Origin of the sequence: Vibrio panuliri (genome assembly GCF_009938205.1) — a bacterium.
Classification (GTDB): Bacteria; Pseudomonadota; Gammaproteobacteria; order Enterobacterales; family Vibrionaceae; genus Vibrio; species Vibrio panuliri.
On the sequence record NZ_AP019654.1, the window covers coordinates 2,361,004 to 2,385,286 of the forward strand.

Consider the following 24,283-nt stretch of genomic DNA (forward strand, 5'->3'; position numbering starts at 1 on the left):
GTTTTGTTCGCCGCTCTATGTCGACAATAAATTAGTTGGAAGTGCTGACTAGCCGCCAATTGATGCTAAATGTGGCGTCATACCTGTATTGCCATCTTGTAAAAAGTGGCTCACAGATTTGGTTTGCAACTGTTCTTGAATACGTTGAATGAGCAAAGGCTCTTGCTCATCTTGCTGCAGCAAATCACGAAGTTCAACCCCGTGGTCGCCAAACAAGCACAGATGTAATTTACCCAAGGCCGACACTCGCAGTCGGTTACAGCTTTCACAAAATCCTTTCTCATACGGCATGATCAAGCCAATTTCACCTTGGTAATCAGGGTGAACAAAAACCTGTGCAGGGCCATCGTTTTTCTCACGAATCTTGAGTAGCCAGCCATTGGCGATCAGCTGATTGCGAATCTGTACACCGGATACATGATGATTTTGGAAAAGCTCATCCATCTCACCAGTCTGCATCAACTCAATGAAGCGCAGTTGTATTGGACGGTGCTTAATCCAATCAAGAAATAACGGCAATTGGTGTGAATTGAGGTCTTTCATCAACACCACGTTGACCTTGACCTGTGAGTAACCAACCTCGAAAGCTCTGTCGATACCCGCCATTACTTGATTGAACTTGTTCTCACCAGTGATCTGGTGGAAAAGTCGCGGATCTAGGCTATCGACACTGACATTAATGTGAGTCAGGCCGGCCTGCTGCCATTCCTCGACTTGCTTTTCCATGCGATAACCGTTGGTCGTCGTTGCGACTTTGCGGATACCCTTAGTGCTGGCGACAGTTTCTATGATCTGCGTGAAATCTTTACGTAGACTTGGCTCACCACCTGTAATGCGGACTTTGCTTGTTCCGCAATCAGCAAACGCGCGAACAACACGCTGAATTTCAGGTAGTGATAAAAAAGACGAGTTTTTTTGCCCCGAAGGCTTGTAGCCATCAGGTAAACAATATGTGCATTTAAAGTTACAGACATCTGTAACGGAGAGACGCAAGTAGTAAAACTTGCGATGAAATTTATCTTCTAATTGTTGCGCCACGGAACACCTTTCCAAACACGGGAGGCATAGTCATTTCCAAGTATGCCCTTGTGACATCATGTCACTGGCTCACAAAGCCTATTCTTCAATGAACTTAGCTTACTGAGCTCGGAGTTATGGCAACCATTACATCGGTGCAATTTATAAAATTGACAATATAACAGCAGCTACCGCATAAAATACTTAAATTCTGTGAGGGATTCCACCCTTAGAATGAAAAAAAGCTGGCTGATTACTCAATTAATCCACTCACACGTTCACAATTGCGCCGAATTACTCTGGCACGCGAATAAAGATCACACCTCAACAACTATCTTTAAGTTGTGCGTTTAATGTGAATCCATTACCTTAAATTGTAGTTGGTTTAGTGGAAATTAGAAAAGCACATGACAATCTACACAACAAAAAGAATCGTCGCTATTGGTGGTGGACACGGATTAGGTCGCATGCTCGCGGCACTTAAAGATTTTGGCAGTAACGCCACAGGCATCGTCACGACAACCGATAATGGTGGCTCTACAGGACGTATTCGTCATTGTCAGGGGGGCATTGCATGGGGAGATACTCGTAACTGTGTTAACCAGTTAATTACTGAGCCCTCCATCAGTTCGATGATGTTTGAGTATCGTTTCAAAGGCGCTGGCGAACTTGATGGCCATAACCTTGGCAACTTAATGCTGACCGCGCTGGACAACCTTTCTGTTCGTCCATTAGACGCAATCAACCTCATCCGCAACATGCTCAAGGTCGACGTCAACATCGTACCGATGTCAGAACACCCTTCCGATTTAAAAGCACTCTCAAAGCAAGGCAAGTGGGTCACTGGTGAGAGCAGTGTGGATGAAATGGAAGCCGACTTGCAACGGTTAGATCTGGAACCAGAAGTGCCTGCGACCAAAGAAGGTGTGCAAGCCATTGAAGCTGCAGATTTGATTATTCTCGGCCCAGGTAGTTTCTTAACGAGCGTGATGCCACCACTGCTACTCCCTGAAGTTGCGCGCGCGATTGCCAATAATCAAGAAGCGAAACTGGTGTTTGTCGAAAACTTATCACCGGAATTTGGCCCCGCAGGCAGAATGTCACTGCAAGAAAAACTCGAATGGTGTGAACGTGCTTGTCAGGGAAGAAAGCTCGATGTGGTGTTAGGCGCAGATCCTCACCCTGAACTCAGTTCATGGAACTGCATGCAAGCGGATCTGGCATCACCAAATCGTGATTGGCGACATGACCGTCAGAAACTTCATGCCGCGATTATTGCGCTACTGCCTGAGTAACACTTCATATTGATGATGTGTCTGCTCAAGGAGGTCCATCATCTGTTGTTTACACTCTGGGCTGGTGAGTGCCAGCCCGGACTTTGCCGCCCCATCATAATCAATCGCCAAGTTACATAACGCTTCTGCACCAAAGCTTGCCGCACTGCTTTTAAGTGCATGGCTAATCTCTTTTAAATACACATCTTGATCGCCATTGGGCTGACTCAGTTTCTCAGCATATTGCTTTAACTCACTTAGAAATATATCCAACAATATTGGTAAGTTATCAGCGCCGATTTCTTGTTTTAAGCGTTCAACTTGGTGTTGGTTGATAATGTTCATACGACCCTACTATAGTTGTTTCTCATTCCATGCTTGTAGCTTGCGGTAGATGGTCGACGGACTGACATCTAAGTATCCCGCAGCTTTAGGGATATTCCCCTCACAAGCTTTAATCGCTTGCTCTATTGCACGTTTCTCGGTTAACCATAATGGAAAAATTTCGTGAACCGACAGCACTTCTTTCTCCTGCTGCAAGGTAATCACGTTGTCATACATCGGTTGATTCAATGGCGGTGGTAACATATCCAGACGAATCTCTTTGCCATTGTTCAGCACTACCACATTACGCAGCACGTTTTGCAACTGACGAACGTTACCCGGCCATTCGAAGCGAGAAAAGCAATCGACCACCTCAGGAGAGAGCCTAATAAAGTCTTTCCCCTCTTCTTTCGACATAAAGCCAAGCAAAGAGTATGCAATTTCAATGACATCTTCGCCCCGTTCACGTAATGGCGGCAAATGTAGAGGAATCACATACAAGCGATAGTATAAGTCTTCGCGAAAACGCCCTTGTTGTACTTCCTTCCACGGATCACGGTTGGTTGCACAAACAAAACGCACATCCACGCTTTTCATCTTCGATGAACCCACCTTCTGGAAGGTACCGGTTTGGATAAAACGCAATAACTTGGTTTGCAAATCCAAGTCCATTTCACACAACTCATCGAGAAACAGTGTGCCACCATCAGCAAGTTCTGCCGCACCTTGACGATCGGTTGCAGCGCCGGTAAATGCCCCTTTCACGTGCCCAAATAGCTCACTTTCAATTAAATCTTTCGGGATGGCGGCACAGTTAATGGCAATAAAAGGTTTGTCGCCCCGTTTACTCGCAGCATGTATCGCTTCAGCGCACACTTCTTTACCCGTACCACTCTCACCCGTGATAAAAATGCTCGCCTTACTCGCCGCCGCGGAGTCGATCGTCCGATAAACCGCCTGCATGGTTTGACTACTGCCAATAAAACCTTGATAGCCCTGATTGACCCCTTCTTCTGTCTTGAGTTTGCTCGCCTTACGAATCGCATTGTTGACGGTGACACGCAGTCGGTCGGCCTCACAAGGCTTAATTAAGAAGTCCTGTGCCCCATGCCGCATCGCCTCTACGGCGGTATCGATAGACCCATGTGCAGTCATAAATATCACCGGGACATCGGGGTTTTGCTGCTTCACTTCGTGCAGAACATCCATACCCGTCATATCAGGCAGACGTAAATCCAACAAGATAAGATCAGGAGTACGGAAAGCAAGACTGTCTATCGCGTCACGGCCCGTACCAACAATATTGATATCAATGCCAAGAGGCGTGAGATAAGAACGGTAAAGAGCGGCAACCGATGCCGTATCCTCCACCATCAAGAGGTATCTATTTTTTTGTGTAGGGGTATTTTGTTGCATAGCCTAGCCAAGGTTTTTTAATTGCATTTTGTATCAATAATTGCATTGCGCATTGCATTTTGCAAATCATGACCGATAAAAGTGGTGAATATGCTAAAAAACCCCAGTTTTATAGGGAGTAAAATTGGCATGAATAGTGCTGTTATATAAATGACCCTAATGGGTCACCTAGCCAACTGACGTTGTTAGTGAACTTAGTATTCACAAATGACAGCCAATAGAAGCGATTTCTATTGGCTATTTTTTTGTCTGCGGTTTACCACAAGCTTGCTCAGCTGTTACTGATAAACTGAGCGCGTAATTGCTCAATTTCATCACGTTTTGCGGCTGCCAGTTCAAACTCAAGATCTTGTGCATGTTGATACATCTGTGCTTCCAACTTACTGATCTCTTTTTCAAGCTGTTGCGGTGTCAGCACATTGTAGCTCTGTGAAGACTCTGCCACTTTCGACAACGGCACCGTTTTATTGCTGCGTTGCTTACGGCCTTTGCTAATATCCCCCAGCTCCATAATATCTTTGATATTGCGTTTAAGCGCTTGTGGCTCAATACCTTGTTCTAGGTTGTATGCATGCTGCTTCTCTCGACGGCGATTGGTTTCATCCATTGCTCGCTTCATCGAACCTGTAATGCGATCAGCATACAAGATGGCTTTGCCTTCAACATTTCGCGCCGCACGACCAATTGTCTGTATCAACGAGCGCTCTGATCGCAAGAAGCCTTCTTTATCCGCATCAAGTATCGCCACTAAAGAGACCTCTGGCATATCGAGACCTTCTCGCAGTAAGTTAATGCCCACTAACACATCAAACTCACCTAAGCGCAAGTCGCGGATAATCTCAACCCGCTCAACCGTATCAATATCTGAGTGCAGGTAACGAACTCGTACATCGTGTTCAGTGAGGTACTCCGTCAGGTCCTCTGCCATTCGTTTGGTGAGAGTGGTCACTAACACACGCTCATCTTTTGCCGCACGAATTCGAATTTCAGACAACAAATCATCGACCTGTGTTGCCACTGGGCGAACTTCCAATTCAGGGTCTAAAAGTCCCGTAGGGCGTACGACCTGATCAGCAACTTCGCCATCTGATTTTTCTAACTCATAGTTGCCTGGTGTAGCAGAAACAAATATCGTTTGAGGTGCTAACGCCTCAAACTCATCAAATTTCAGCGGTCGGTTATCCAGTGCCGACGGTAAACGGAATCCATATTCTACCAAAGTCTCTTTGCGCGAACGGTCGCCTTTAAACATTGCGCCAATTTGCGGCACTGTCACATGCGACTCATCAATGATGAGCAGACCATCTGCCGGCAAGTAGTCAAACAAGGTTGGTGGCGGCTCACCCTCACTGCGTCCGCTGAGATAACGGGAATAGTTTTCTATACCCGAGCAAAACCCCAGTTCATTCATCATCTCAATATCAAACTGAGTACGCTGACTGATTCGCTGCTCTTCGAGCAACTTATTGTTGTCCAACAAATACTTCTTGCGTTGTTCTAACTCTACTTTGATGTTTTCAACGGCTTCGAGGATCTTGTCTCTTGGGGTAACGTAGTGCGTTTTGGGATAAATCGTGTAACGAGGTAGATCGCGCTGCTTAACGACACCTGTCAGTGGATCAAACACACTGATACAGTCAATTTCGTCATCGAACATTTCGATACGCACCGCATCTTGGTCGGATTCTGCTGGGAAAATATCAATCACTTCGCCGCGTACTCGAAATTGTCCGCGCTCAAACGCGACATCGTTACGGCTATATTGCAGTTCAGCTAGGCGACGCAAGATATCGCGCTGATCCATCACATCTCCACGACGAACATGCAACATCATTTTTAGATATGATTGGGGATCACCCAAGCCATATATCGCAGACACGGACGCGATAATAATCGCATCTTTGCGCTCAAGTAGCGCTTTGGTCGCGGACAGACGCATCTGTTCAATATGCGCATTGACCGAGGCATCTTTCTCAATAAACGTGTCTGTGGTTGGTACGTAGGCTTCTGGCTGGTAGTAGTCATAGTAAGAAACAAAGAACTCCACCGCATTATTAGGGAAAAATGCCTTCATCTCTCCATACAACTGCGCGGCAAGCGTTTTGTTTGGTGCTAACAAAATTGCAGGGCGTTGAGCAGTGGCAATGACGTTAGCTAAGGTGAAGGTTTTGCCTGAGCCTGTCACCCCCAGTAGGGTCTGATGCGCCAACCCCGCATCGAGTCCTTCCAATAGCTGATTGATTGCCGTTGGCTGATCTCCAGAAGGCTTATACTCAGAGACTAGGTCATACTGTTTGCTCATGGCTTCCTCAATTCTTGTTTAATACTGACTGTATTTTGTCTGTATAAATATACAGACTCAAGCGCTAATTGATACTCGCGTTTTAGTTTTATCGATTGTTTTTGATTTGGAGCTAGATCCCTGCACTAGAAGCTGATAATATGCTCGACCCTACTCAGGCTCCCAACGCAAAATCCTCCGATTTAACATTCACAGCTTATACACAAAACTTCTGAAATTTGTTCAAATCACAAAACGATCTTTTTCTTGTTCTGCGTCTAATTTTTGATCAAAAAAAGCGTTAAACACCTGTAATACCTCAATTCAAAACACGATCCAATCACATCAATTTGACGATCGAATCCGTTTAAATTTTGGTCGAAAATAGTTATCAAAAGACAATTAACATACTTATCCACAATTTTAGTGGATAAGTAATGGTAGCCCAATAACGGCAAGGCTTAAGAAAAAGTAAAGCATTTTCTTCGTGATTTTTTTGACTTTTATTCCCGGTTTCTATTGACACATATAAAGTGGGTAGATAAGATTCGCTCCGCTTAATGCAATTCCTCCTTAGCTCAGTTGGTAGAGCGACGGACTGTTAATCCGCAGGTCGCTGGTTCGAGCCCAGCAGGAGGAGCCAAATTCCAAGAAAAAGCCGTGTCTTATGACGCGGCTTTTTCTTTTTCTGCGTGTCTAAACCGCTCAAATAGAAAAGACGCCCGCAGGCGTCTTTAGTATATCGACATGCAGCCTTAGCTGCCTGAATACGACCAGAATTACAACACAATATTTGCGAATATAAAGCCATAGATAATGCTGAAGACTAAGCTCAGCAAACCTGGAATCATAAAGCTATGGTTGAAAATATACTTACCAATTTTGGTCGTGCCTGTACGGTCAAAGTCAATCGAAGCAATGATTGGGCCGTAGTTCGGAATAAAGAAGTAGCCGTTTACCGCAACAAATGTGGCAATAATCACTTCTGGTGGCAAACCGAGCATAATACCGACAGGAACTAATACTGCAGTTGTGGCACCTTGGCTGTTCACCATCACAGATAAACCAAACAGAGCAAAAGCAAATGTCCATGGTGCAACCTCTACCATGCCTGACACTGCCTCTTTAACCATGACATCATGACCGCCGATAAAGGTGTCACCCAGCCATGCGATACCAAAAATCGCGACAATTGCACGCATACCCGCATGGAAAACCGATCCCTGAGTAATTTCATTGCCATCCGGCTTACAGATCAAAATGATCAGTGCGCCCATTGCCAGCATGATTATCTCAATTGTGTGTGCCATTCCCATTGGCGAACCATCAAAGTTCGGGCGTAAAATCGGGAATGCCCCCATGATAACCACCGTCAGCGCACCAAATAAGAAAAGACCGACTGCCTTTTTCGCTTCAGGACGAATCTCCACTTCTTCGATTTGCACTTCCTGCTCCATCTCTTGACGGAACTTAGGATCTTGCATTCTACGCTGATATTCTGGGTCATCTTTTAGTTCTTTACCCAACTTGTTAACAAACAAACAAGCCGACGCAAGTCCCAAGAAAGTGCCCGGAATAGTCACCATTAACACATCAGCAAGCGTAATGCCTTGCGGTTCCAAAAAGGCGACTAACGCCACGACGGCTGCCGCGATTGGGCTTGCTACAATAGCAAACTGCGAAGCAATAACTGCCATCCCCAATGGACGCTCAGGACGAATGCCACTGCGGCGGCTCACTTCAGCAATCACAGGTAACACTGAGTACGCCACGTGCCCAGTACCCGCGAGGAAAGTAAATGACCAAGTAACTAACGGCGCAATAAAAGTGATTTGACGAGGGTTCTTGCGCAGAATGTTAGATGCCACTTTGATTAAGTAATCCAGACCACCGGCGGCTTGCATCGCTGCTGCGGCTGCAACCACGGCCATGATCATAAGCATTACATCAATAGGTGGGCTGGTTGGTTTGAGCCCGAAACCAAAACTGAGAACGGCCAAGCCGATCCCCCCCATCACACCAAGACCAATCCCACCGATCCTAGCCCCAATTAAAATACATCCAAGAACGACTAAAAATTCTATTAAAAACACATCAAACTCCTTGATGAGAAAGCTTAAATTAACCATGCAAATAGTAAGTCTTTAGTCAAAAAAGTTTTAAGCACATGCTCACATAAGCAGTACGAGGCAAACACGTCGTAACAACTTTGCATAGTGCCTCTCGCAAGTTGAGGTCATTTGTTATTTATATGTAGAAAAATTGCTTCAATAGATAGCAATATAAAATCCTCTCAACTTTTGGCACCGTAATCGCGAAAACGTTTTCCACTCTTTTAGCACGTATTTTGCGTATAATTTCTATTCAATAACCTAAAACCTTAGCTTTCCTTGGTTGTTATTAACTAAGCAAAGCGGGATAATATTGGGATCGGATTTCTTTAAATATAAAACTATGACCGAATATCTCTTGTTGTTGGTTGGCACTGTGCTGGTCAACAACTTTGTACTGGTGAAGTTCTTGGGCTTATGTCCATTTATGGGCGTTTCTAAGAAGTTAGAAACGGCAATTGGTATGGGGTTAGCAACAACATTTGTGCTAACTCTGGCATCTGTGTGCGCGTATCTTGTCGAAACCTATATTTTGCAGCCGCTTGGACTGCAATATCTGCGTACGATGAGCTTTATTCTCGTCATCGCTGTGGTTGTACAGTTTACTGAAATGGTGGTTCATAAAACCAGCCCGACACTCTATCGTCTGCTGGGGATTTTCCTCCCACTTATCACGACCAACTGTGCGGTACTCGGTGTCGCATTACTCAACATCAATGAGAACCACAACTTTATCGAATCGATTATTTACGGTTTCGGTGCCGCGGTTGGTTTCTCGCTAGTGCTGATTTTGTTTGCCTCAATGCGCGAACGTATTGCGGCAGCAGACGTACCTACCCCATTTAAAGGTGCCTCGATTGCGATGATCACCGCAGGTCTAATGTCACTCGCCTTTATGGGCTTTACTGGTTTGGTGAAACTGTAATGAGCTCAATACTAATTGCGATTATTGCCCTAGCGGTACTGGCCGCTATTTTTGGCGCCATACTCGGTTTTGCCTCAATTCGCTTTAAAGTTGAAGCCGACCCGATCGTCAACCAAATCGATGAAATACTGCCTCAAACTCAGTGTGGTCAATGCGGTTACCCTGGTTGCCGTCCATATGCTGAAGCGATTGCCAATGGCGATGCGATCAACAAATGCCCTCCAGGTGGACAAGCCACCATTGAAAAGTTAGCGGCATTGATGGGTGTGGAAGCATCGGAATCTGCGCACAATCTTGATGAAGCAGTGAAAAAAGTCGCTTTTATTCATGAAGATATGTGTATCGGCTGCACCAAATGTATTCAAGCATGTCCCGTTGATGCGATCGTTGGCGGTACGAAAGCAGTACATACTGTGATCAAAGATGAATGTACTGGCTGTGATTTATGTGTCTCTCCTTGCCCAACGGATTGTATTGAGATGATCCCTGTCGAAACCACAACAGCGAACTGGAAGTGGCAAATGAATGCGATTCCTGTTGTTGATATTACTGACTCTGCTCAAAAGCAGACGAATGCAAACTAAGGGCTGGTATGTTGTCACTAATTAAACAAATCAAAACTGGTGCGCTGTGGGATTTTCCCGGTGGTGTACATCCACCGGAAAACAAGCAGCAATCACTACAAACGGCAGTTGCGAAAGCGTCGGTCTCTGACGAGTTGGTTTTGCCGGTTAAGCAACATATTGGTCAACCGGGTAACCTTATTGTTTCGGTGGGAGAGCGTGTACTTAAGGGGCAGCCTTTAACTAAGTATGACACCAGCTTTATGCTTCCGATTCATGCGCCAACGTCAGGTACCGTTACCGCGATCGAGCCAAGAACAACAGCGCATCCATCCGGCTTGTCCGAACTTTGCATCGTTATCAAACCCGATCATCAAGAAGAATGGATCGAGCGCCGAGTCATCGCTGATTACCATGCATTGACGCCTGAAGCCTTAATTGAGGTGATTCGCCAAGCTGGGATATCTGGTATGGGCGGTGCAGGCTTCCCTACCGCGAAGAAAATCCAAGCAGGTTTAGGCCGCACTGAAATTCTGATCGTAAACGCAGCAGAGTGTGAACCTTATATCACCGCCGACGACGTTTTGATGCAGCAGTATGCCGATGCGATCATACAAGGTATCGAGATTGTTGAGCATATTCTAAAGCCAAAGCTAACGATTATTGGTATTGAGGACAACAAACCTCAGGCAATAAAAGCATTAGAACTTGCCGCGCAACATAAAGACATTGTAATTCGAGTGATCCCGACGAAGTACCCATCGGGTGGTGAAAAGCAACTCATCAAAGTTCTGACCAATAAAGAAGTCCCTAATAACGGTATTCCTGCGGATATTGGTCTTTTGGTGCAAAACGTTGGTTCACTTTACGCTATTCAACGTGCGGTATGCCATGGCGAGCCGCTGATCGAACGTATTGTGACACTGACTGGCAATACGTTTAAGCAGCCACAAAACGTTTGGGCATTGATTGGTACACCTGTTCAAGCCCTGCTTGACGAGTTTGATTATAGTGCGGACAAAAAAGCACCTCGCCTTATCATGGGTGGCCCGATGATGGGCTTTACTTTGCCACACACCAATGTACCTATCACGAAAACCGCTAACTGTATTCTGGCACCGACACGTCGTGAAATCCCGACAGATCAGTATGAGATGGCTTGTATTCGTTGCGGGCAATGCGCAGAAGCATGCCCTGCTTCTTTATTGCCTCAGCAATTGCAATGGCATGCTAAAGCTCAAGAGTATGATAAGTGCGAAGAGCTAAACCTCAAAGATTGTATCGAGTGCGGTGCTTGTGCCTTCGTCTGTCCGAGTGAAATTCCGCTGGTAAAATACTATCGCCAAGCCAAAGCTGAGATTCGAATTCGCAAAGAGGAAGCAGAAGCATCTGATCGCGCAAAACAACGCTTTGAGAACAAAAAAGCCCGTATGGAGCGCGATAAGGCTGAACGAGAAAATCGCTTTAAGAAAGCCGCAGATGATCGCCGCCAAGAGATGAAGTCGTCTGGTGGGGACGATGCTATCGCCGCCGCCATTGCTCGAGTAAAAGCCCAAAAAGCCGGCACAGAGCAACAAGAACCTGCCGTTAAACCTGCGGTAGCGGCTGCTATTGCACGCGCTAAAGCCAAACAAGCTGAAGCGATGCAGCAAGGTCAAACCGAGCCTGACAACAGTGAAATGGCTAAATTGCGTGAAGAGCGTAAACGCCAAGCACGTGAACGTAAGGCAGAGAAGCAAGAATCCGCTTTACCGACTGAAGACAAAAAAGACGCCGTTGCTGCGGCAATTGCTCGCGCTAAAGCACGTAAAGCTGAGCAGCAAACCACTGAGCAAGCCGAGCCTTCTAGCGAGACCGCCAACGAAGACCCGAAAAAAGCGGCCGTTGCTGCTGCAATCGCTCGCGCCAAAGCACGCAAAGCTGAGCAGCAAACCACCGAGCAAGCCGAGCCTTCCAGCGAGTCCGCCAGCGAAGACCCGAAAAAAGCGGCCGTTGCCGCTGCAATCGCTCGCGCCAAAGCACGTAAAGCTGAGCAGCAAACCGCTGAGCAAGCCGAGTCTTCTAGCGAGTCCGCCAGCGAAGACCCGAAAAAAGCGGCCGTTGCTGCGGCAATCGCTCGCGCCAAAGCACGCAAAGCTGAGCAGCAAACCACGGAGCAAGCCGAGTCTTCTAGCGAGTCCGCCAGCGAAGACCCGAAAAAAGCGGCCGTTGCTGCGGCAATCGCTCGCGCCAAAGCACGTAAAGCTGAGCAGCAAACCACGGAGCAAGCCGAGCCTTCCAGCGAGTCCGTAAGCGAAGACCCGAAAAAAGCGGCCGTTGCCGCTGCAATTGCTCGCGCCAAGGCACGTAAAGCTGAGCAGCAAACCACGGAGCAAACCGAGCCTTCCAGCGAGACCGCCAGCGAAGACCCGAAAAAAGCGGCCGTTGCCGCTGCAATTGCTCGCGCCAAGGCACGTAAAGCACAACAAGAACAACAAAAACAGTTTGAGGAGAAAGAGTAGTGGCCTTCTTTATTGCCAGCTCACCCCATGCGCATAGTCGCAGAAGCACTCCTGACCTAATGAAGTGGGTGGCGCTTTGCGCCCTGCCTGGTCTTATTGCCCAAACCTACTTTTTTGGTTGGGGTACGGTGATCCAATTAGTTATGGCAATCGCAATTGCCTTGAGCTTAGAAGCAATGGTTATGTTGCTGCGCAAACGCCCACCGATGTCTGCTCTGCGTGACAACAGTGCGCTTGTTACCGCTTGGTTACTTGCGATTGCGATTCCACCGCTTTCTCCTTGGTGGGTCATCACCATTGGTTTAGTGTTTGCAATTGTGATTGCTAAACACCTATACGGCGGCATTGGGCAAAACCCTTTCAACCCAGCGATGATTGCTTACGTGGTGCTACTGATCTCATTCCCAGTTCAGATGACCAGTTGGATATCTCCTGTTGAACTGCAAGCAACACCCATCAGCATGGCGGACGCGTTCTCACTAATTTTTACTGGCTTTAATGTTGAAGGGCTATCTTTACAACAAATTCGTACCGGTATTGATGGTGTGACAATGGCGACCCCACTCGACAGCTTCAAAACCGCATTAGTCGCTGGTAGCACCGCCAATGAAGCTTTATCACAACCTCAGTTCACTGCATTCGCGGGAATCGGTTGGCAATGGGTGAACTTAGCTTATCTGGTTGGGGGCATTGCGCTACTGAAGCTGCGCGTGATCAGTTGGCATATCCCAGTGAGCTTTTTAGTGAGCTTGTTTGTATTCAGTGGTCTATTCATGTTAATCACACCAGATCAAACTGCATCACCGATTATTCATCTGTTCTCTGGTGCTACAATGCTTGGGGCATTCTTTATTGCGACCGACCCCGTTTCCGCATCAACGACTGTCAAAGGGCGACTCATCTTTGGCGCATTTATCGGTATGATGGTGTTCATTATTCGCAGTTGGGGTGGCTTCCCTGATGGTGTTGCTTTTGCCGTATTGCTTGCCAATATGTGTGTACCACTCATCGACTATTACACCAAGCCACGCACATACGGACACTGAGGTAAGCATGTTAAACGCAATTCGTAAAAATGGTGTCGTACTGGCGATTTTCGCTTGCGCATCAACAGGTTTAGTAGCTTTGACTCAATACCTCACGCAAGATCAAATTCAGTTGCAAGAGCAAAAACAACTGCTGTCAGTGCTAAATCAAGTGATCCCTCAAGAGATGCATGACAATGTGCTCTATGAAGCTTGTACCTTAGTACAAGACCCAGCTCTTGGCACTGAAGCAGCAATGCCTGCCTATATTGCAACCCAACAAGGTCAACCAACCGCAATCGCTCTCGAGGCGATCGCCCCTGATGGTTATAACGGTGCAATCAAGATTATTGTTGGTGTAAAACAGGATGGCACCATTACCGGCACGCGTGTTCTTTCACATCAAGAAACACCGGGGCTAGGTGACAAAATTGACCTTCGTGTCAGCGATTGGATTTTAAATTTTGCCGGCAAACAAGTGACCGCAGATAATGAATCAAGCTGGCACGTACGCAAAGATGGCGGTCAATTCGATCAATTTACCGGCGCAACCATTACACCACGCGCTGTGGTGAAATCGGTTAAACGCACCGTTGAGTACATCAACCAAAACCGTGAGCAACTACTTGCTCAACCACGAGGTTGTGGAGGAAACCATGGCTGATAACATGAAGCTATTCAAAAATGGTATGTGGGACAACAACCCTGCGTTAGTTCAGTTACTGGGATTATGCCCACTACTGGCAGTCTCTTCGACGGTTACCAACGCATTAGGCTTGGGCGTCGCAACTCTATTGGTACTGGTCGGTTCTAACGTCTGTGTATCACTCGTTCGCGACTATGTACCAAAAGATGTACGTATCCCAGTATTTGTTATGATCATTGCAGCACTGGTCACTTGCGTTCAATTACTGATGAATGCTTACGCCTACGGCTTATATTTATCCCTCGGCATCTTTATCCCACTCATCGTAACAAACTGCATCATTATTGGTCGTGCGGAAGCGTTTGCTTCTAAAAACGACCCAATACCAGCCGCACTTGATGGTTTTTGGATGGGCTTGGGGATGACTAGCGTGCTGGTTGTACTAGGTGCTATGCGTGAAATTATTGGCAATGGTACGTTATTTGATGGTGCGGATTTACTGCTTGGTGACTGGGCAAGAGCACTGCGTATCGAAATCTTCCAGTTCGATAATAGCTTCCTGCTAGCGCTATTACCGCCGGGGGCCTTTATTGGCGTTGGTTTTCTGATTGCTCTTAAAAACGTGATCGATAAAAAACTCGCGCAGCGCCAACCAAAGCAAGAAAAACCCGCGATTGAACGCGCTCGTGTAACCAACTAATCTATCTAGCTCACTCCTTGTAGTGAGCTTTTTTATACTTTGCCCTTTCATCAAGGACAGAGATAATAAACATAATAAAAACGATACTAGAAGCAGCTAACAAATGAACAATACAAAACGTGTCGAAATTCTTACCCGATTGCGGGAGAACAACCCCAATCCACAAACCGAGCTCAACTGGAGCACCCCTTTTGAACTGCTAATTGCCGTTTTGCTCTCTGCTCAAGCAACGGATGTCAGCGTCAACAAAGCTACAGACAAACTCTACCCTGTCGCTAACACTCCGCAAGCCTTGCTTGATTTAGGCGTAGATGGCGTAAAAGAGTACATCAAAACCATCGGCCTATTTAACTCTAAAGCGGAGAATGTCATTAAAACCTGCCGTATTCTTATTGAGCAACATCAAGGTCAGGTTCCCGAAGATCGTGCTGCACTGGAAGCATTACCTGGCGTAGGACGAAAAACGGCTAATGTGGTACTCAATACTGCTTTTGGCTGGCCAACAATCGCGGTTGATACTCATATTTTCCGCGTATCAAATCGCACTAAGTTCGCGGTGGGTAAAAATGTCGACCAAGTTGAAGAGAAGTTACTTAAAGTGGTGCCAAAAGAGTTCAAACTCGATGTCCACCATTGGTTGATTCTTCATGGGCGCTATACGTGTGTTGCGCGTAAACCTCGCTGTGGCAGTTGCATTATCGAAGACCTTTGCGAGTTCAAAGAAAAGACCGACGTATAAGAAAAGGCAGCCTTAACGCTGCCTTTTCTTATCGTATTCACAATTTGAGGACTTGTTGAATATCTTCAACCATCTTTTCTGTTGCACTGACACCTGCGATTGAGAGATACCATGCATCAACATCAAGCATCGCAATTTGCGCATTTTTGAAAGCTCGAGTTTGCTTGACCAAATCATTATCTAGAATATCGGCCATATCAAGATTACTACTCGCATCAAGCTGATTGCGGTCAATAGCGAGAATAATGCTCGGGTCGGATTGCATCACAAACTCAAACGATACCAAGTCACCATGGCTGCCCGACTCAAGACTGTCTACCGTTTCGACAAAACCAAAGTCTTGGTAAATCGCAGAAAACCGGGAGTCTTGCCCAAATGAAGTAATGTTTTCTCCAACACTTAATAGTGTCATTGCATCAACTTTATGTTGCTGATTGTACGCTTTAATTGCCGTAATTTTTTGGTCAAGTTGGGCAATTTTCAGCTCAACTTGTCGCTCAATCGAAAAGACTTTACCTAAGTTGCGCCACTGGGCTTGTGTCGATGCCCAGTAATCATGCTTAAGGTTCGCGGTAAATACTAAAGTTGGGGCGATCTTACTCAGTTCGTCATATTTCGTCGCGGCTCTTGGCCCAACGATAATAAGATCGGGCTTTTGCGAATAAATACTTTCAAAGTCAGGCTCAAAATGGCTCCCCGCGGATGGATAAGAAGCCTGACCATATTGCTGTAAGTAATGGGGCAAATGTGTCGCGTTCGCCACCGCCACAGGCTTAATACCAAACTGATCCAACGCATCAACCACACCATAGCCTATCGCGACCACTCTTTTAGGCGTGTGATCCAGTTTCAGCGTGCCTTTAAAATGTTCTACCACAATCTCGTTAGCAAAACTGAGTGATGATAAAAAGACCAAAACGAGTGAAGTGACATACCTGTACATAATTCAACAATCTCCAATGATAATCATTATCATTTTTCAATATATCTATGCTCATTGCGATATTCAACCTGACTTTTGTACGGGAAATCATGCTAATATCTGCCGATAAAACCAACACGGGAGTGAACAATGTCAAACGGACGCATCTTACACACCATGCTTCGCGTAGGTGATTTAGACAAATCGATTCAGTTCTACACTGATGTGATGGGCATGTCGCTATTACGCAAAAATGAGAATACTGAGTATAAATATACACTGGCTTTCTTAGGCTATGGTGATGAATCTCAAGGCGCAGTGATCGAATTGACTTATAACTGGGGAACCAGTGAGTATGATCTTGGCAGTGCATTTGGTCATATTGCCATTGGCGTTGATGACATCTACGCAACTTGTGATGCAATCAAAGCGGCGGGTGGTAATGTCACTCGCGAGGCTGGCCCAGTGAAAGGCGGGACAACGCACATTGCGTTTGTAAAAGATCCTGACGGCTACATGATCGAACTGATTCAAAACTCTCATGCTTCAGCAGGTCTTTAAGGATAACGAGTTGTATTGCTGAGCATTATAGAAAGAGGACGGTCATTATCGTCCTTTTATTTTTACTTTACACGATAATAGTTATCATTTAATCTTTGTGCACGTTTCATAAAGAGGTTGCAGAAATGGAAATTTCAGACTGGGAGAAACATACTTTACTTGCCGACATCGCCCTTCAAGAACACGACCATCTACGTTGTGTGCTGCACTATCAACAGGCGCTCACCTTGAGTGAACAGATTAGTGAGTCAGTTGAAGTCGACGTTGAAGATAGGTTGATGATTTCAGTGATTTCTTGCCACAATCTTGCGACATTCTGGCGAACGATTGGTGATACGAAGTATGAGCTTAAGTACCTAAAGTTGGCCTCTGAGAAAGTACTAACGCTGGTTCCCCAATGCCCTAATACGGATTGCGACGCTTTTGTTGACTCAATGGGTTGCTGTAAAAAAGCACTGGTTGAATTTATGAAACGACACCCTAACGCGAAAATTGCTCGCTTGGTGCAGGATATTGATACCGCAACTAACTGCAACTTAATTGCTAAGTTCCGGTTGAACTAATCCCCCTAAAATTTGGTGATTTGTCACCACCAATAAAAAAAGCAGCCTTATAAAGGCTGCTTTTCTCATTTCCAATCTACACTTGGGTGCGTCCCAAAGAAATGACGACGCGTCGGTTACGGTCTTTACCCAGTGGTGAGGCATTGTCAGCAATAGGACGACGTTTACCATAGCCTTGAACTTGGATTCGGTCTTCTGGCAAGCCAATTGACTTGAAGTAGTCTCGCATCACCTCGGCACGCTGCTCCGAGAGGGCTTGGCTTTCACTCTTACTATCTTCCGAACCGGTATACGTAGATACCAGCACCAAATCAATATCTTGGTTGTAACGAATATACTCCGCTATTTGTGCCAATCGTTTTTGTGACGCTTTGTTTAACTGAACGCTAGAGCGATCATAATGTAGAATCGTGAAGGCGATGTCTTCAAAGCTATACGGCAACAAATTGGCAATGCAATCACTAAAAACGTTATATTTCTGCAGGAAGAGCACCGAAGAGAGTGCAACTTCAATTCTTTGCTCTCGACTTTGCCACTCTTGATAACTGAAGGTCGGAGAGCGACCCTTTTCCAGTTCACTCAAAATACTCCAAGCCGTTTGACCACCAATATAACCGTCAAATTGCTTAAAGAAACGAATGCTAGTCATTCTGTCAGCACTATCGCCAGGACGCCAAGCTGGCGGCATCGAAACGAGCGAAACATCTCTCGTCTCCCCCATCGGACGCTTCATTTTTAGCTCAAAATCTAGGTTTATTTTTTTGCTGGCATGCGAAGTAAACACTGCCTCACCAAAATTTGGAATAGGGTGAACAAGCTGACACTGTAATGGGGTGTTTGTAACCATCTGCCACTGGGATTGCGTGGGCGAGGCACCATAATACTTATCCATCGCCCAACTATTGGCGCTAAGGACAGTCATAGTTACGACTAAGCTGCGAACAATCCGATTCTTCATTATCTACTTTACTCTAGAGTTTTACGTGGTGGCGCATATTTGCCAGCCTTTTTGTCAGCGACAATATTCCCACTAGATAAAGCAAATTTCCCGCCAACTTTTCATACCTTTCCCCTTTCAGACTCAGTTTGCCGATGATTTAGCCGCATATTGATCACAACTTGGCTAAGCGAGCCCTTACCCTGCTTAATTGCAAAGTAATCTTGATTGGTATTGCATCTAGAATCTGCAATAATGCAAGCCTTGTCACACAAATGTAAACCAATATGACTTTAGAAAATGAAGCTTTGACGCTAAAAAAACGATTCCGTGGTTATTTCCCGGTCGTTATTGACGTCGAAACCGCTGGCTTTAACGCCCAAACCGATGCTCTTCTTGAGATTTGTGCCGTTACATTGCAAATGGACGAGCACGGAGATCTTCATCCAGCATCGACGCTTCATTTTCATATTGAGCCCTTTGAAGGGGCCAACCTAGTCAAAGAGGCACTTGATTTCATTGGTATTCGCGACCCATTTAGCCCCTTGCGTGGTGCAATTCCTGAATCAGAGGCTCTGAAAGAAATCTATAAGCTTGTGCGCAAAGAGCAAAAAGCGGCAGATTGTAGCCGTGCGATTATTGTCGCTCACAATGCCACCTTTGATCATAACTTTGTTATGGCCGCCAGTGAGCGTAGCAAGCTAAAACGTGTCCCATTTCATCCTTTCGCGACCTTTGACACCGCAACATTAAGCGGCCTGGCTTATGGTCAAACCGTTTTGGCCAAAGCTTGCAAAGCAGCGGGTATGGAATTTGACAATAAAGAAGCCCACTCTGCGCTATATGACACACAAAAAACAGCAGAGCTATTTTGTGGAATCGTCAACAAATGGAAGGCCTTAGGTGGTTGGCCGCTTGTCGATGAAGAAGCAGAAGTAACACAACAATAAACGCAAACACAATTTAAAGAGTAAACTATGAATCCTGTAGTAATATCCGTATGTATCATGCTGATACTCGCCTTGATGCGGGTAAACGTGGTAGTCGCACTAACATTCAGTGCTATCGTTGGTGGTTTAGTTTCCGGCATGAGCTTAAACGAAGCGGTTTCCGCATTCGAAAGCGGTCTGGGTGGTGGTGCAACCATCGCTCTAAGTTATGCCATGCTCGGCACCTTTGCTGTCGCTATTTCGCGTTCAGGCATCACTGACCTCCTGGCTAACAGTGTTATCCGCCGTCTAAATGGCAAGGAAAGCAACGCGGCAACAACTGGCCTAAAATATGGCGTATTGGTGGCGCTAGTGCTTGTCACTATGTCATCACAAAACGTTATTCCGGTGCACATTGCGTTTATTCCCATTTTAATTCCACCACTATTGGGCGTGTTTGCTAAGTTAAAACTCGACCGTCGTATGGTTGCTTGTGTCTTAACCTTCGGTTTAATCACACCTTATATGATTCTACCTATTGGCTTTGGCGGTATTTTCCTTAATAACATCCTATTGAAAAACCTGCATGACAACGGCCTAGATGTCGTCGCATCACAAGTTCCAACTGCCATGCTATTGCCAGCAGCAGGTATGCTATTTGGTCTCCTCACTGCGATTTTTGTCAGCTACCGAAAACCACGCGAATATGCTGAAACGAGCCACACCAAGGCCAACCAACAGACGCAAGAGATCAACAAAAAGAATATTTTAGTTGCGGGACTTGGGATCATCGCGGCGCTCGCGGTTCAATTAACCACGGGCTCGATGATCATTGGTGCGTTAGCTGGTTTTATGGTGTTCACATTTGGTGGCGTTATTGCTTGGAAAGAAACCCACGATGTCTTTACCAAAGGCGTGCATATGATGGCAATGATTGGCTTTATCATGATTTCAGCCGCGGGTTTTGCAGCAGTAATGAAGCAAACCGGTGGCGTGGAATCATTGGTTCAAGCGCTCTCCACCAGCATTGGTGATAATAAACCACTGGCTGCGTTGCTGATGTTAGTGGTCGGCCTACTTGTCACAATGGGCATTGGTTCTTCGTTCTCAACCATTCCTATCATTGCCACTATCTATGTGCCGCTTGCATTGGCATTTGGCTTCTCGCCAATGGCCACTATTGCTCTAGTCGGTACTGCAGCTGCACTGGGTGATGCAGGCTCGCCAGCCTCGGACTCAACCTTAGGCCCAACGTCCGGCTTGAACGCAGATGGTCAACATGAGCATATATGGGAAACGGTTGTTCCGACCTTTATTCACTACAACCTACCGTTAATCGCGTTTGGTTGGATTGCAGCCATGGTGCTGTAACAGCCACCAGAATACGAAAACAAAAAAAGCTGACATCATGTCAGCTTTTTTGTTAGTCAGGGAAAGTTACTGACCCTTTTTTGCCATCGCAGAAAGCACTGGAACCATATCTCTCAACAACTCTTCCGCCACTGGTTTGCCTTCCGCGTCGGTGACATTGATTGACGTGCGGTTTCCAAGGTCACCAAACAAGAAGGTGTATGTACCAGGCTTAAGCTCGATTGGCTTAACACCAACTTGTTGCCAGAACTCATCATCCGGTTCAACGTAAGAAGCTTTCACTGTACCTTGTGATTGGTTGCGCTCTTCCAATTTAAAGCCCATCGCTGGCAGAATATTTGGTAATCGAGACCAAAGTACATCATATGGTGAGCGAGCAATAATCACAGGTAAACCAGAACGGTCTGTGCCCATCGAGATTGGAATTTGCTTGATCAGTTCACTTGCTTTACGTTCCGCTTCTTTACGAATATCCAAATCGTATCTTGCGGTTAGCAAGTTTGCCATCAGTGCACTGTAACGCTCTTTGTTTGTAAACGTGACAGGCTGTTCTTCACTGCCTTCACGCCAATCAATCAAAGCCAAACTAATCACTTGACGACCATTTTGAACGCTGCGTGCCAACTCGTATCGAGTGCTCAATGGCAGAGACTCATCCTCTGCAACCCATGTGATCCAATCCGTCTCAATTCGAGAATCGCTTTGCGCTCGTACGCCGATGTCTCGTTCAGTGATAAGCGTCTGTGCAGTTTGCCAAACCTTATCAGCTTCATCTTTCTTCAGTAACCAAATTGAGACGTCACCATTCTCTCGCTCAATGCGTGCACCTGGGATTAGTTCAAGTACTTGCTGAGGAGGACGAATATCAACTCGATTGCCAATTCCACCCGTGTAGTTACCTTGTGGAATTTGGTAGTTGGTATAAAAGCGTACATCAGAGCCTTCAAGTGACTTCCACTCAACCAGCGGTGCTGTGTCGAGGTAGTCAAAGTCGTTGTCGGCTTGGCGTCGTTGGTCTGCGTTACCTGAGCATGCACTTAACACAAAAACAGCTAGTGAGCTAACAACTAGCTGGGGTGACAATTTCATTGAAACTCCTGATAAATAAATGCTGAAGCATGGTGCTTCAGCAATCCTTAAATTTAGTTGATACCGGCATCTTTCATTGCTTTAAGCACAATAGGCTGAGCAACGGCAGATAGGTCTGTTAGCGGTAGTCGCAAGCCACCAAACTCAATTAAGCCCATTTGGTGCGCTGCCCACTTAACAGGAATTGGGCTCGACTCAACAAACAAGTTCTTATGCAAAGGCATTAAGCGTTGGTTGATGATATCAGCTTCTTCGTAACGACCTTCTTTCGCCAATCGGAACATGGTGGCCATATCTTCAGCAGCAAGGTTATTGGTAACTGAAATCACGCCTTGTCCACCTAAACGAACAAAATCCAAACCCGATGCGTCGTCACCACTTAGTAAGATAAAATCTTCGCCACAAAGTTCACGATGTTTTGCAACTCGGCTTAAATCACCCGTCGCATCTTTAAGTGCAACGATATTTTCAATCTCAGCAAGTCGAGCAACCGTTTCTGGTTGCATATCGACACCAGTGCGACCTGGTACATTATAAAGGATCTGAGGAAGATCGGTTTCTGCGGCAATCGCTTTATAGTGTTGATACAAACCTTCTTGAGTCGGTTTGTTGTAGTATGGCGTAACACTTAAGCACCCGACGATGCCTGAGTTATTGAGCAAGCGGCTGAATGTAATACATTCATGCGTCGCATTTGCGCCCGCACCAGCGATAACAGGAATGCGCCCTTCGGCAAACTCAACAGTCTTGTGAACGACCTTGACATGCTCTTCGATAGTCAAAGTGGTTGATTCACCCGTAGTGCCCACCGCGACAATACCGTCAGTTCCGGCTGCAACGTGAAAATCCACCAACTTCTTCAGGCTAACGTAATCTACTTCGCCGTCTTGAGTAAATGGGGTAATGAGCGCTACGATACTTCCTGAAAACATGTCCTTCTCCGATAAATTTTTACTTTCTGCATGGTACTGTATCGAGACAAACAAAGACAAGCGCTTAACACCCCATAAGCTAAGGATTTCCCCCAATATTACCGCGATAAATAGCCCAATTCAGATCTGTGTCATATTGTGTCGTGCGATTATCCCCGTCATAACGCTCAAATCTGCTTAAGTTAAGCTCGGCGATTGACCTAATTCTGGTATCGAGTAATGACTTAGTCATTGAGGCACGAAATTCCAAAAAACCACGCAAGAGAACTAAATTCCGAGCCACTGAGCATTTCATAAGCAAACACGGGTAAATGTGAATAAAGTGATCACATTCACCATTTTCACGCGCGATAACTGTGCTAAAGTAGTTGATTAACCATCAAAACAAACTTAAGTGATAGTATGACTCAACATTTGGTAATTACTGCGGTCGGCAGCGATCGTCCTGGCGTATGCAACCAAGTCGTTCGCCTGGTCACGCAATCGGGCTGTAATATTGTCGATAGCCGCATCGCCCTCTTCGGCAGTGAGTTTACATTGATCATGTTGCTATCGGGCAGTAACGGCGCCATTACCCGAGTTGAGACTACGTTGCCTTTGCTTGGGCAAGAGCAAAATCTGATCACCATGATGAAGCGAACAGCAAAACACGCACTTCTCGACAAAGCCTATACCATCGAAGCCCTAATCGAAGCGGACGACAAAAAAGGCTTAACTGAGAAGTTTACTCAGTTTTTTGCTGATAAAGAGATCGATTTATCCTCGCTTAGCGCCCAAACCATCGATAAAGAGAAACTCGAGTCACAACATGATCAGTTTCATCTGACACTGACGGCATCCGTTGATTCAGAGTTTAACCTGATGCAGTTGCAAGAAGAGTTTACTGATCTTTGCCGCGAACTTGACGTAAAAGGCTCACTTAATTTTATAAAAAACAGCCAATAAAGGAATGACCATGAACACGCTCACGGCAGGCTCTCCAGCTCCTGCATTTTCTCTTCAAGACCAAGATGGCAATCTCGTTAATCTCGCGGATTTTGCGGGCAAAAAAGTACTGTTTTACTTTTACCCAAAAGCAATGACGCCAGGTTGTACCGTTCAAGCGCAAGGTTTACGTGATACTAAAGCCGAGCTAGACGCACATAATGTGGTCGTGTTAGGCGTTAGCATTGATCCTGTAAAACGTCTTGGTAAGTTTATTGAACGCGACAACCTAAACTTCACGCTTTTATCGGATGAAGACCATGCTGTCGCTGAACAATTTGGCGTTTGGGGTGAAAAAAAATTCATGGGTAAAGTGTATGATGGACTTCATCGCATTAGCTTTTTGATCGATGAAAACGGTGTGATTGAACACGTGTTCAACAAGTTTAAAACCAAAGATCATCACGAAGTCGTGCTGAACTACCTTAATGGCAAATAGCTCCTTTGCCTCAGACACAAAAAACGCCAGCTTT

Annotated in this window: 23 protein-coding genes, 1 tRNA gene and 1 riboswitch; of the genes, 15 read left to right on the plus strand and 9 right to left on the minus strand. The window is 45.9% G+C overall.

The window, feature by feature from the left end; translation table 11 throughout:
* Positions 1 to 48 precede the first annotated feature (48 nt).
* Positions 49 to 1,038, minus strand: a complete 990-nt coding sequence (gene moaA / locus GZK95_RS10640) for a GTP 3',8-cyclase MoaA (protein ID WP_075715872.1) — start codon at positions 1,036 to 1,038, stop codon at positions 49 to 51.
* Positions 1,027 to 1,164, minus strand: a riboswitch (molybdenum cofactor riboswitch). (Overlaps the previous gene by 12 nt.)
* Before the next feature lie 260 nt (positions 1,165 to 1,424).
* On the opposite strand from moaA, the gene GZK95_RS10645 reads away from it, so the two are divergent.
* Positions 1,425 to 2,312: a YvcK family protein gene (locus GZK95_RS10645; protein ID WP_075715871.1), complete on the plus strand. Its 888-nt coding sequence runs from the start codon at positions 1,425 to 1,427 to the stop codon at positions 2,310 to 2,312.
* Here the strand turns inward: GZK95_RS10645 and luxU are convergent.
* The 3 genes from luxU to uvrB all read right to left on the minus strand — a co-directional run bounded on the left by luxU (position 2,298) and on the right by uvrB (position 6,333).
* Positions 2,298 to 2,636: a quorum-sensing phosphorelay protein LuxU gene (gene luxU, locus GZK95_RS10650; protein WP_075708495.1), complete on the minus strand. Its 339-nt coding sequence runs from the start codon at positions 2,634 to 2,636 to the stop codon at positions 2,298 to 2,300. The genes GZK95_RS10645 and luxU overlap by 15 nt on opposite strands.
* 9 nt (positions 2,637 to 2,645) lie before the next feature.
* Positions 2,646 to 4,031: a quorum-sensing sigma-54 dependent transcriptional regulator LuxO gene (luxO, locus tag GZK95_RS10655; protein ID WP_075708497.1), complete on the minus strand. Its 1,386-nt coding sequence runs from the start codon at positions 4,029 to 4,031 to the stop codon at positions 2,646 to 2,648.
* Between the two features lie 271 nt (positions 4,032 to 4,302).
* A complete protein-coding gene (uvrB, locus tag GZK95_RS10660) occupies positions 4,303 to 6,333 on the minus strand; it encodes an excinuclease ABC subunit UvrB (RefSeq protein ID WP_075708499.1) in 2,031 nt (676 codons plus the stop codon).
* Between the two features lie 546 nt (positions 6,334 to 6,879).
* Here uvrB and GZK95_RS10665 point away from each other — a divergent pair.
* Positions 6,880 to 6,955 (plus strand) — tRNA-Asn (locus tag GZK95_RS10665).
* Positions 6,956 to 7,091: 136 nt separating this feature from the next.
* Here the strand turns inward: GZK95_RS10665 and GZK95_RS10670 are convergent.
* Positions 7,092 to 8,405 (minus strand): anaerobic C4-dicarboxylate transporter family protein, encoded by a 1,314-nt coding sequence (locus tag GZK95_RS10670; protein WP_075708501.1) that lies wholly within the window; start codon positions 8,403 to 8,405, stop codon positions 7,092 to 7,094.
* A 361-nt stretch (positions 8,406 to 8,766) separates the two neighbouring features.
* On the opposite strand from GZK95_RS10670, the gene rsxA reads away from it, so the two are divergent.
* From rsxA to nth, 7 genes are all read left to right on the plus strand, one after another.
* A complete protein-coding gene (gene rsxA / locus GZK95_RS10675; protein ID WP_075708503.1) occupies positions 8,767 to 9,348 on the plus strand; it encodes an electron transport complex subunit RsxA in 582 nt (193 codons plus the stop codon).
* Positions 9,348 to 9,932 (plus strand): electron transport complex subunit RsxB, encoded by a 585-nt coding sequence (rsxB, locus tag GZK95_RS10680; RefSeq protein WP_075708505.1) that lies wholly within the window; start codon positions 9,348 to 9,350, stop codon positions 9,930 to 9,932. Before rsxA ends, rsxB begins: the two co-directional genes overlap by 1 nt.
* Positions 9,933 to 9,940: 8 nt before the next feature.
* On the plus strand, positions 9,941 to 12,412 hold the full coding sequence (gene rsxC / locus GZK95_RS10685; protein WP_161987210.1) for an electron transport complex subunit RsxC: 2,472 nt from the start codon (positions 9,941 to 9,943) through the stop codon (positions 12,410 to 12,412).
* Entirely contained in the window at positions 12,412 to 13,458 is a 1,047-nt protein-coding gene (gene rsxD / locus GZK95_RS10690; protein WP_075715642.1) for an electron transport complex subunit RsxD, read from the plus strand. The genes rsxC and rsxD overlap by 1 nt, the downstream gene beginning before the upstream one ends.
* A 7-nt stretch (positions 13,459 to 13,465) precedes the next feature.
* A complete protein-coding gene (gene rsxG, locus GZK95_RS10695) occupies positions 13,466 to 14,101 on the plus strand; it encodes an electron transport complex subunit RsxG (RefSeq protein ID WP_075715641.1) in 636 nt (211 codons plus the stop codon).
* Positions 14,094 to 14,783, plus strand: a complete 690-nt coding sequence (locus GZK95_RS10700; RefSeq protein WP_075708513.1) for an electron transport complex subunit E — start codon at positions 14,094 to 14,096, stop codon at positions 14,781 to 14,783. The genes rsxG and GZK95_RS10700 overlap by 8 nt, the downstream gene beginning before the upstream one ends.
* Before the next feature lie 103 nt (positions 14,784 to 14,886).
* Positions 14,887 to 15,522: an endonuclease III gene (nth, locus tag GZK95_RS10705; protein WP_075708515.1), complete on the plus strand. Its 636-nt coding sequence runs from the start codon at positions 14,887 to 14,889 to the stop codon at positions 15,520 to 15,522.
* A 37-nt stretch (positions 15,523 to 15,559) separates the two neighbouring features.
* Here nth and GZK95_RS10710 read toward each other — a convergent pair whose 3' ends face one another.
* Entirely contained in the window at positions 15,560 to 16,465 is a 906-nt protein-coding gene (locus GZK95_RS10710; protein WP_075715640.1) for a siderophore ABC transporter substrate-binding protein, read from the minus strand.
* Between the two features lie 129 nt (positions 16,466 to 16,594).
* Here GZK95_RS10710 and gloA point away from each other — a divergent pair, with 129 nt between their 5' ends.
* Positions 16,595 to 17,005, plus strand: coding sequence for a lactoylglutathione lyase (gene gloA, locus GZK95_RS10715; protein ID WP_075715639.1), 411 nt, complete (start codon positions 16,595 to 16,597; stop codon positions 17,003 to 17,005).
* 125 nt (positions 17,006 to 17,130) lie between these two features.
* Complete coding sequence (locus GZK95_RS10720; RefSeq protein WP_075708521.1) at positions 17,131 to 17,568, plus strand: DUF2753 domain-containing protein; 438 nt, start codon at positions 17,131 to 17,133, stop codon at positions 17,566 to 17,568.
* Between the two features lie 76 nt (positions 17,569 to 17,644).
* Here the strand turns inward: GZK95_RS10720 and motY are convergent, their stop codons facing one another.
* A complete protein-coding gene (motY, locus tag GZK95_RS10725) occupies positions 17,645 to 18,490 on the minus strand; it encodes a flagellar protein MotY (RefSeq protein WP_404817697.1) in 846 nt (281 codons plus the stop codon).
* A 302-nt stretch (positions 18,491 to 18,792) separates the two neighbouring features.
* Between motY and rnt the strand changes: the two genes are divergently transcribed.
* Complete coding sequence (rnt, locus tag GZK95_RS10730; RefSeq protein ID WP_075708525.1) at positions 18,793 to 19,455, plus strand: ribonuclease T; 663 nt, start codon at positions 18,793 to 18,795, stop codon at positions 19,453 to 19,455.
* 27 nt (positions 19,456 to 19,482) lie between these two features.
* Positions 19,483 to 20,805, plus strand: coding sequence for a Na+/H+ antiporter family protein (locus GZK95_RS10735; protein ID WP_075708527.1), 1,323 nt, complete (start codon positions 19,483 to 19,485; stop codon positions 20,803 to 20,805).
* A 66-nt stretch (positions 20,806 to 20,871) separates the two neighbouring features.
* Here GZK95_RS10735 and bamC read toward each other — a convergent pair whose 3' ends face one another.
* Both bamC and dapA read right to left on the minus strand, forming a co-directional pair.
* Positions 20,872 to 21,894, minus strand: coding sequence for an outer membrane protein assembly factor BamC (gene bamC, locus GZK95_RS10740; RefSeq protein WP_075715637.1), 1,023 nt, complete (start codon positions 21,892 to 21,894; stop codon positions 20,872 to 20,874).
* A gap of 53 nt (positions 21,895 to 21,947) precedes the next feature.
* Positions 21,948 to 22,826: a 4-hydroxy-tetrahydrodipicolinate synthase gene (dapA, locus tag GZK95_RS10745; RefSeq protein ID WP_075715636.1), complete on the minus strand. Its 879-nt coding sequence runs from the start codon at positions 22,824 to 22,826 to the stop codon at positions 21,948 to 21,950.
* A gap of 402 nt (positions 22,827 to 23,228) precedes the next feature.
* Between dapA and GZK95_RS10750 the strand changes: the two genes are divergently transcribed.
* Entirely contained in the window at positions 23,229 to 23,771 is a 543-nt protein-coding gene (locus GZK95_RS10750; protein WP_075708533.1) for a glycine cleavage system protein R, read from the plus strand.
* A 10-nt stretch (positions 23,772 to 23,781) separates the two neighbouring features.
* Complete coding sequence (gene bcp / locus GZK95_RS10755) at positions 23,782 to 24,249, plus strand: thioredoxin-dependent thiol peroxidase (protein ID WP_075715635.1); 468 nt, start codon at positions 23,782 to 23,784, stop codon at positions 24,247 to 24,249.
* The last annotated feature ends 34 nt before the right edge of the window (positions 24,250 to 24,283 follow it).

Coding starts and splice junctions, on each gene's coding strand:
- GZK95_RS10645 (WP_075715871.1), top strand. CDS start 1,425: ATGACAATCTACACAACAAAAAGAATCGTCGCTATTGGTGGTGGACAC.
- luxU (WP_075708495.1), bottom strand. CDS start 2,636: ATGAACATTATCAACCAACACCAAGTTGAACGCTTAAAACAAGAAATC.
- luxO (WP_075708497.1), bottom strand. CDS start 4,031: ATGCAACAAAATACCCCTACACAAAAAAATAGATACCTCTTGATGGTG.
- uvrB (WP_075708499.1), bottom strand. CDS start 6,333: ATGAGCAAACAGTATGACCTAGTCTCTGAGTATAAGCCTTCTGGAGAT.
- rsxA (WP_075708503.1), top strand. CDS start 8,767: ATGACCGAATATCTCTTGTTGTTGGTTGGCACTGTGCTGGTCAACAAC.
- rsxB (WP_075708505.1), top strand. CDS start 9,348: ATGAGCTCAATACTAATTGCGATTATTGCCCTAGCGGTACTGGCCGCT.
- rsxC (WP_161987210.1), top strand. CDS start 9,941: ATGTTGTCACTAATTAAACAAATCAAAACTGGTGCGCTGTGGGATTTT.
- rsxG (WP_075715641.1), top strand. CDS start 13,466: ATGTTAAACGCAATTCGTAAAAATGGTGTCGTACTGGCGATTTTCGCT.
- GZK95_RS10700 (WP_075708513.1), top strand. CDS start 14,094: ATGGCTGATAACATGAAGCTATTCAAAAATGGTATGTGGGACAACAAC.
- nth (WP_075708515.1), top strand. CDS start 14,887: ATGAACAATACAAAACGTGTCGAAATTCTTACCCGATTGCGGGAGAAC.
- GZK95_RS10710 (WP_075715640.1), bottom strand. CDS start 16,465: ATGTACAGGTATGTCACTTCACTCGTTTTGGTCTTTTTATCATCACTC.
- gloA (WP_075715639.1), top strand. CDS start 16,595: ATGTCAAACGGACGCATCTTACACACCATGCTTCGCGTAGGTGATTTA.
- GZK95_RS10720 (WP_075708521.1), top strand. CDS start 17,131: ATGGAAATTTCAGACTGGGAGAAACATACTTTACTTGCCGACATCGCC.
- motY (WP_404817697.1), bottom strand. CDS start 18,490: ATGACTGTCCTTAGCGCCAATAGTTGGGCGATGGATAAGTATTATGGT.
- rnt (WP_075708525.1), top strand. CDS start 18,793: ATGACTTTAGAAAATGAAGCTTTGACGCTAAAAAAACGATTCCGTGGT.
- GZK95_RS10735 (WP_075708527.1), top strand. CDS start 19,483: ATGAATCCTGTAGTAATATCCGTATGTATCATGCTGATACTCGCCTTG.
- bamC (WP_075715637.1), bottom strand. CDS start 21,894: ATGAAATTGTCACCCCAGCTAGTTGTTAGCTCACTAGCTGTTTTTGTG.
- dapA (WP_075715636.1), bottom strand. CDS start 22,826: ATGTTTTCAGGAAGTATCGTAGCGCTCATTACCCCATTTACTCAAGAC.
- GZK95_RS10750 (WP_075708533.1), top strand. CDS start 23,229: ATGACTCAACATTTGGTAATTACTGCGGTCGGCAGCGATCGTCCTGGC.
- bcp (WP_075715635.1), top strand. CDS start 23,782: ATGAACACGCTCACGGCAGGCTCTCCAGCTCCTGCATTTTCTCTTCAA.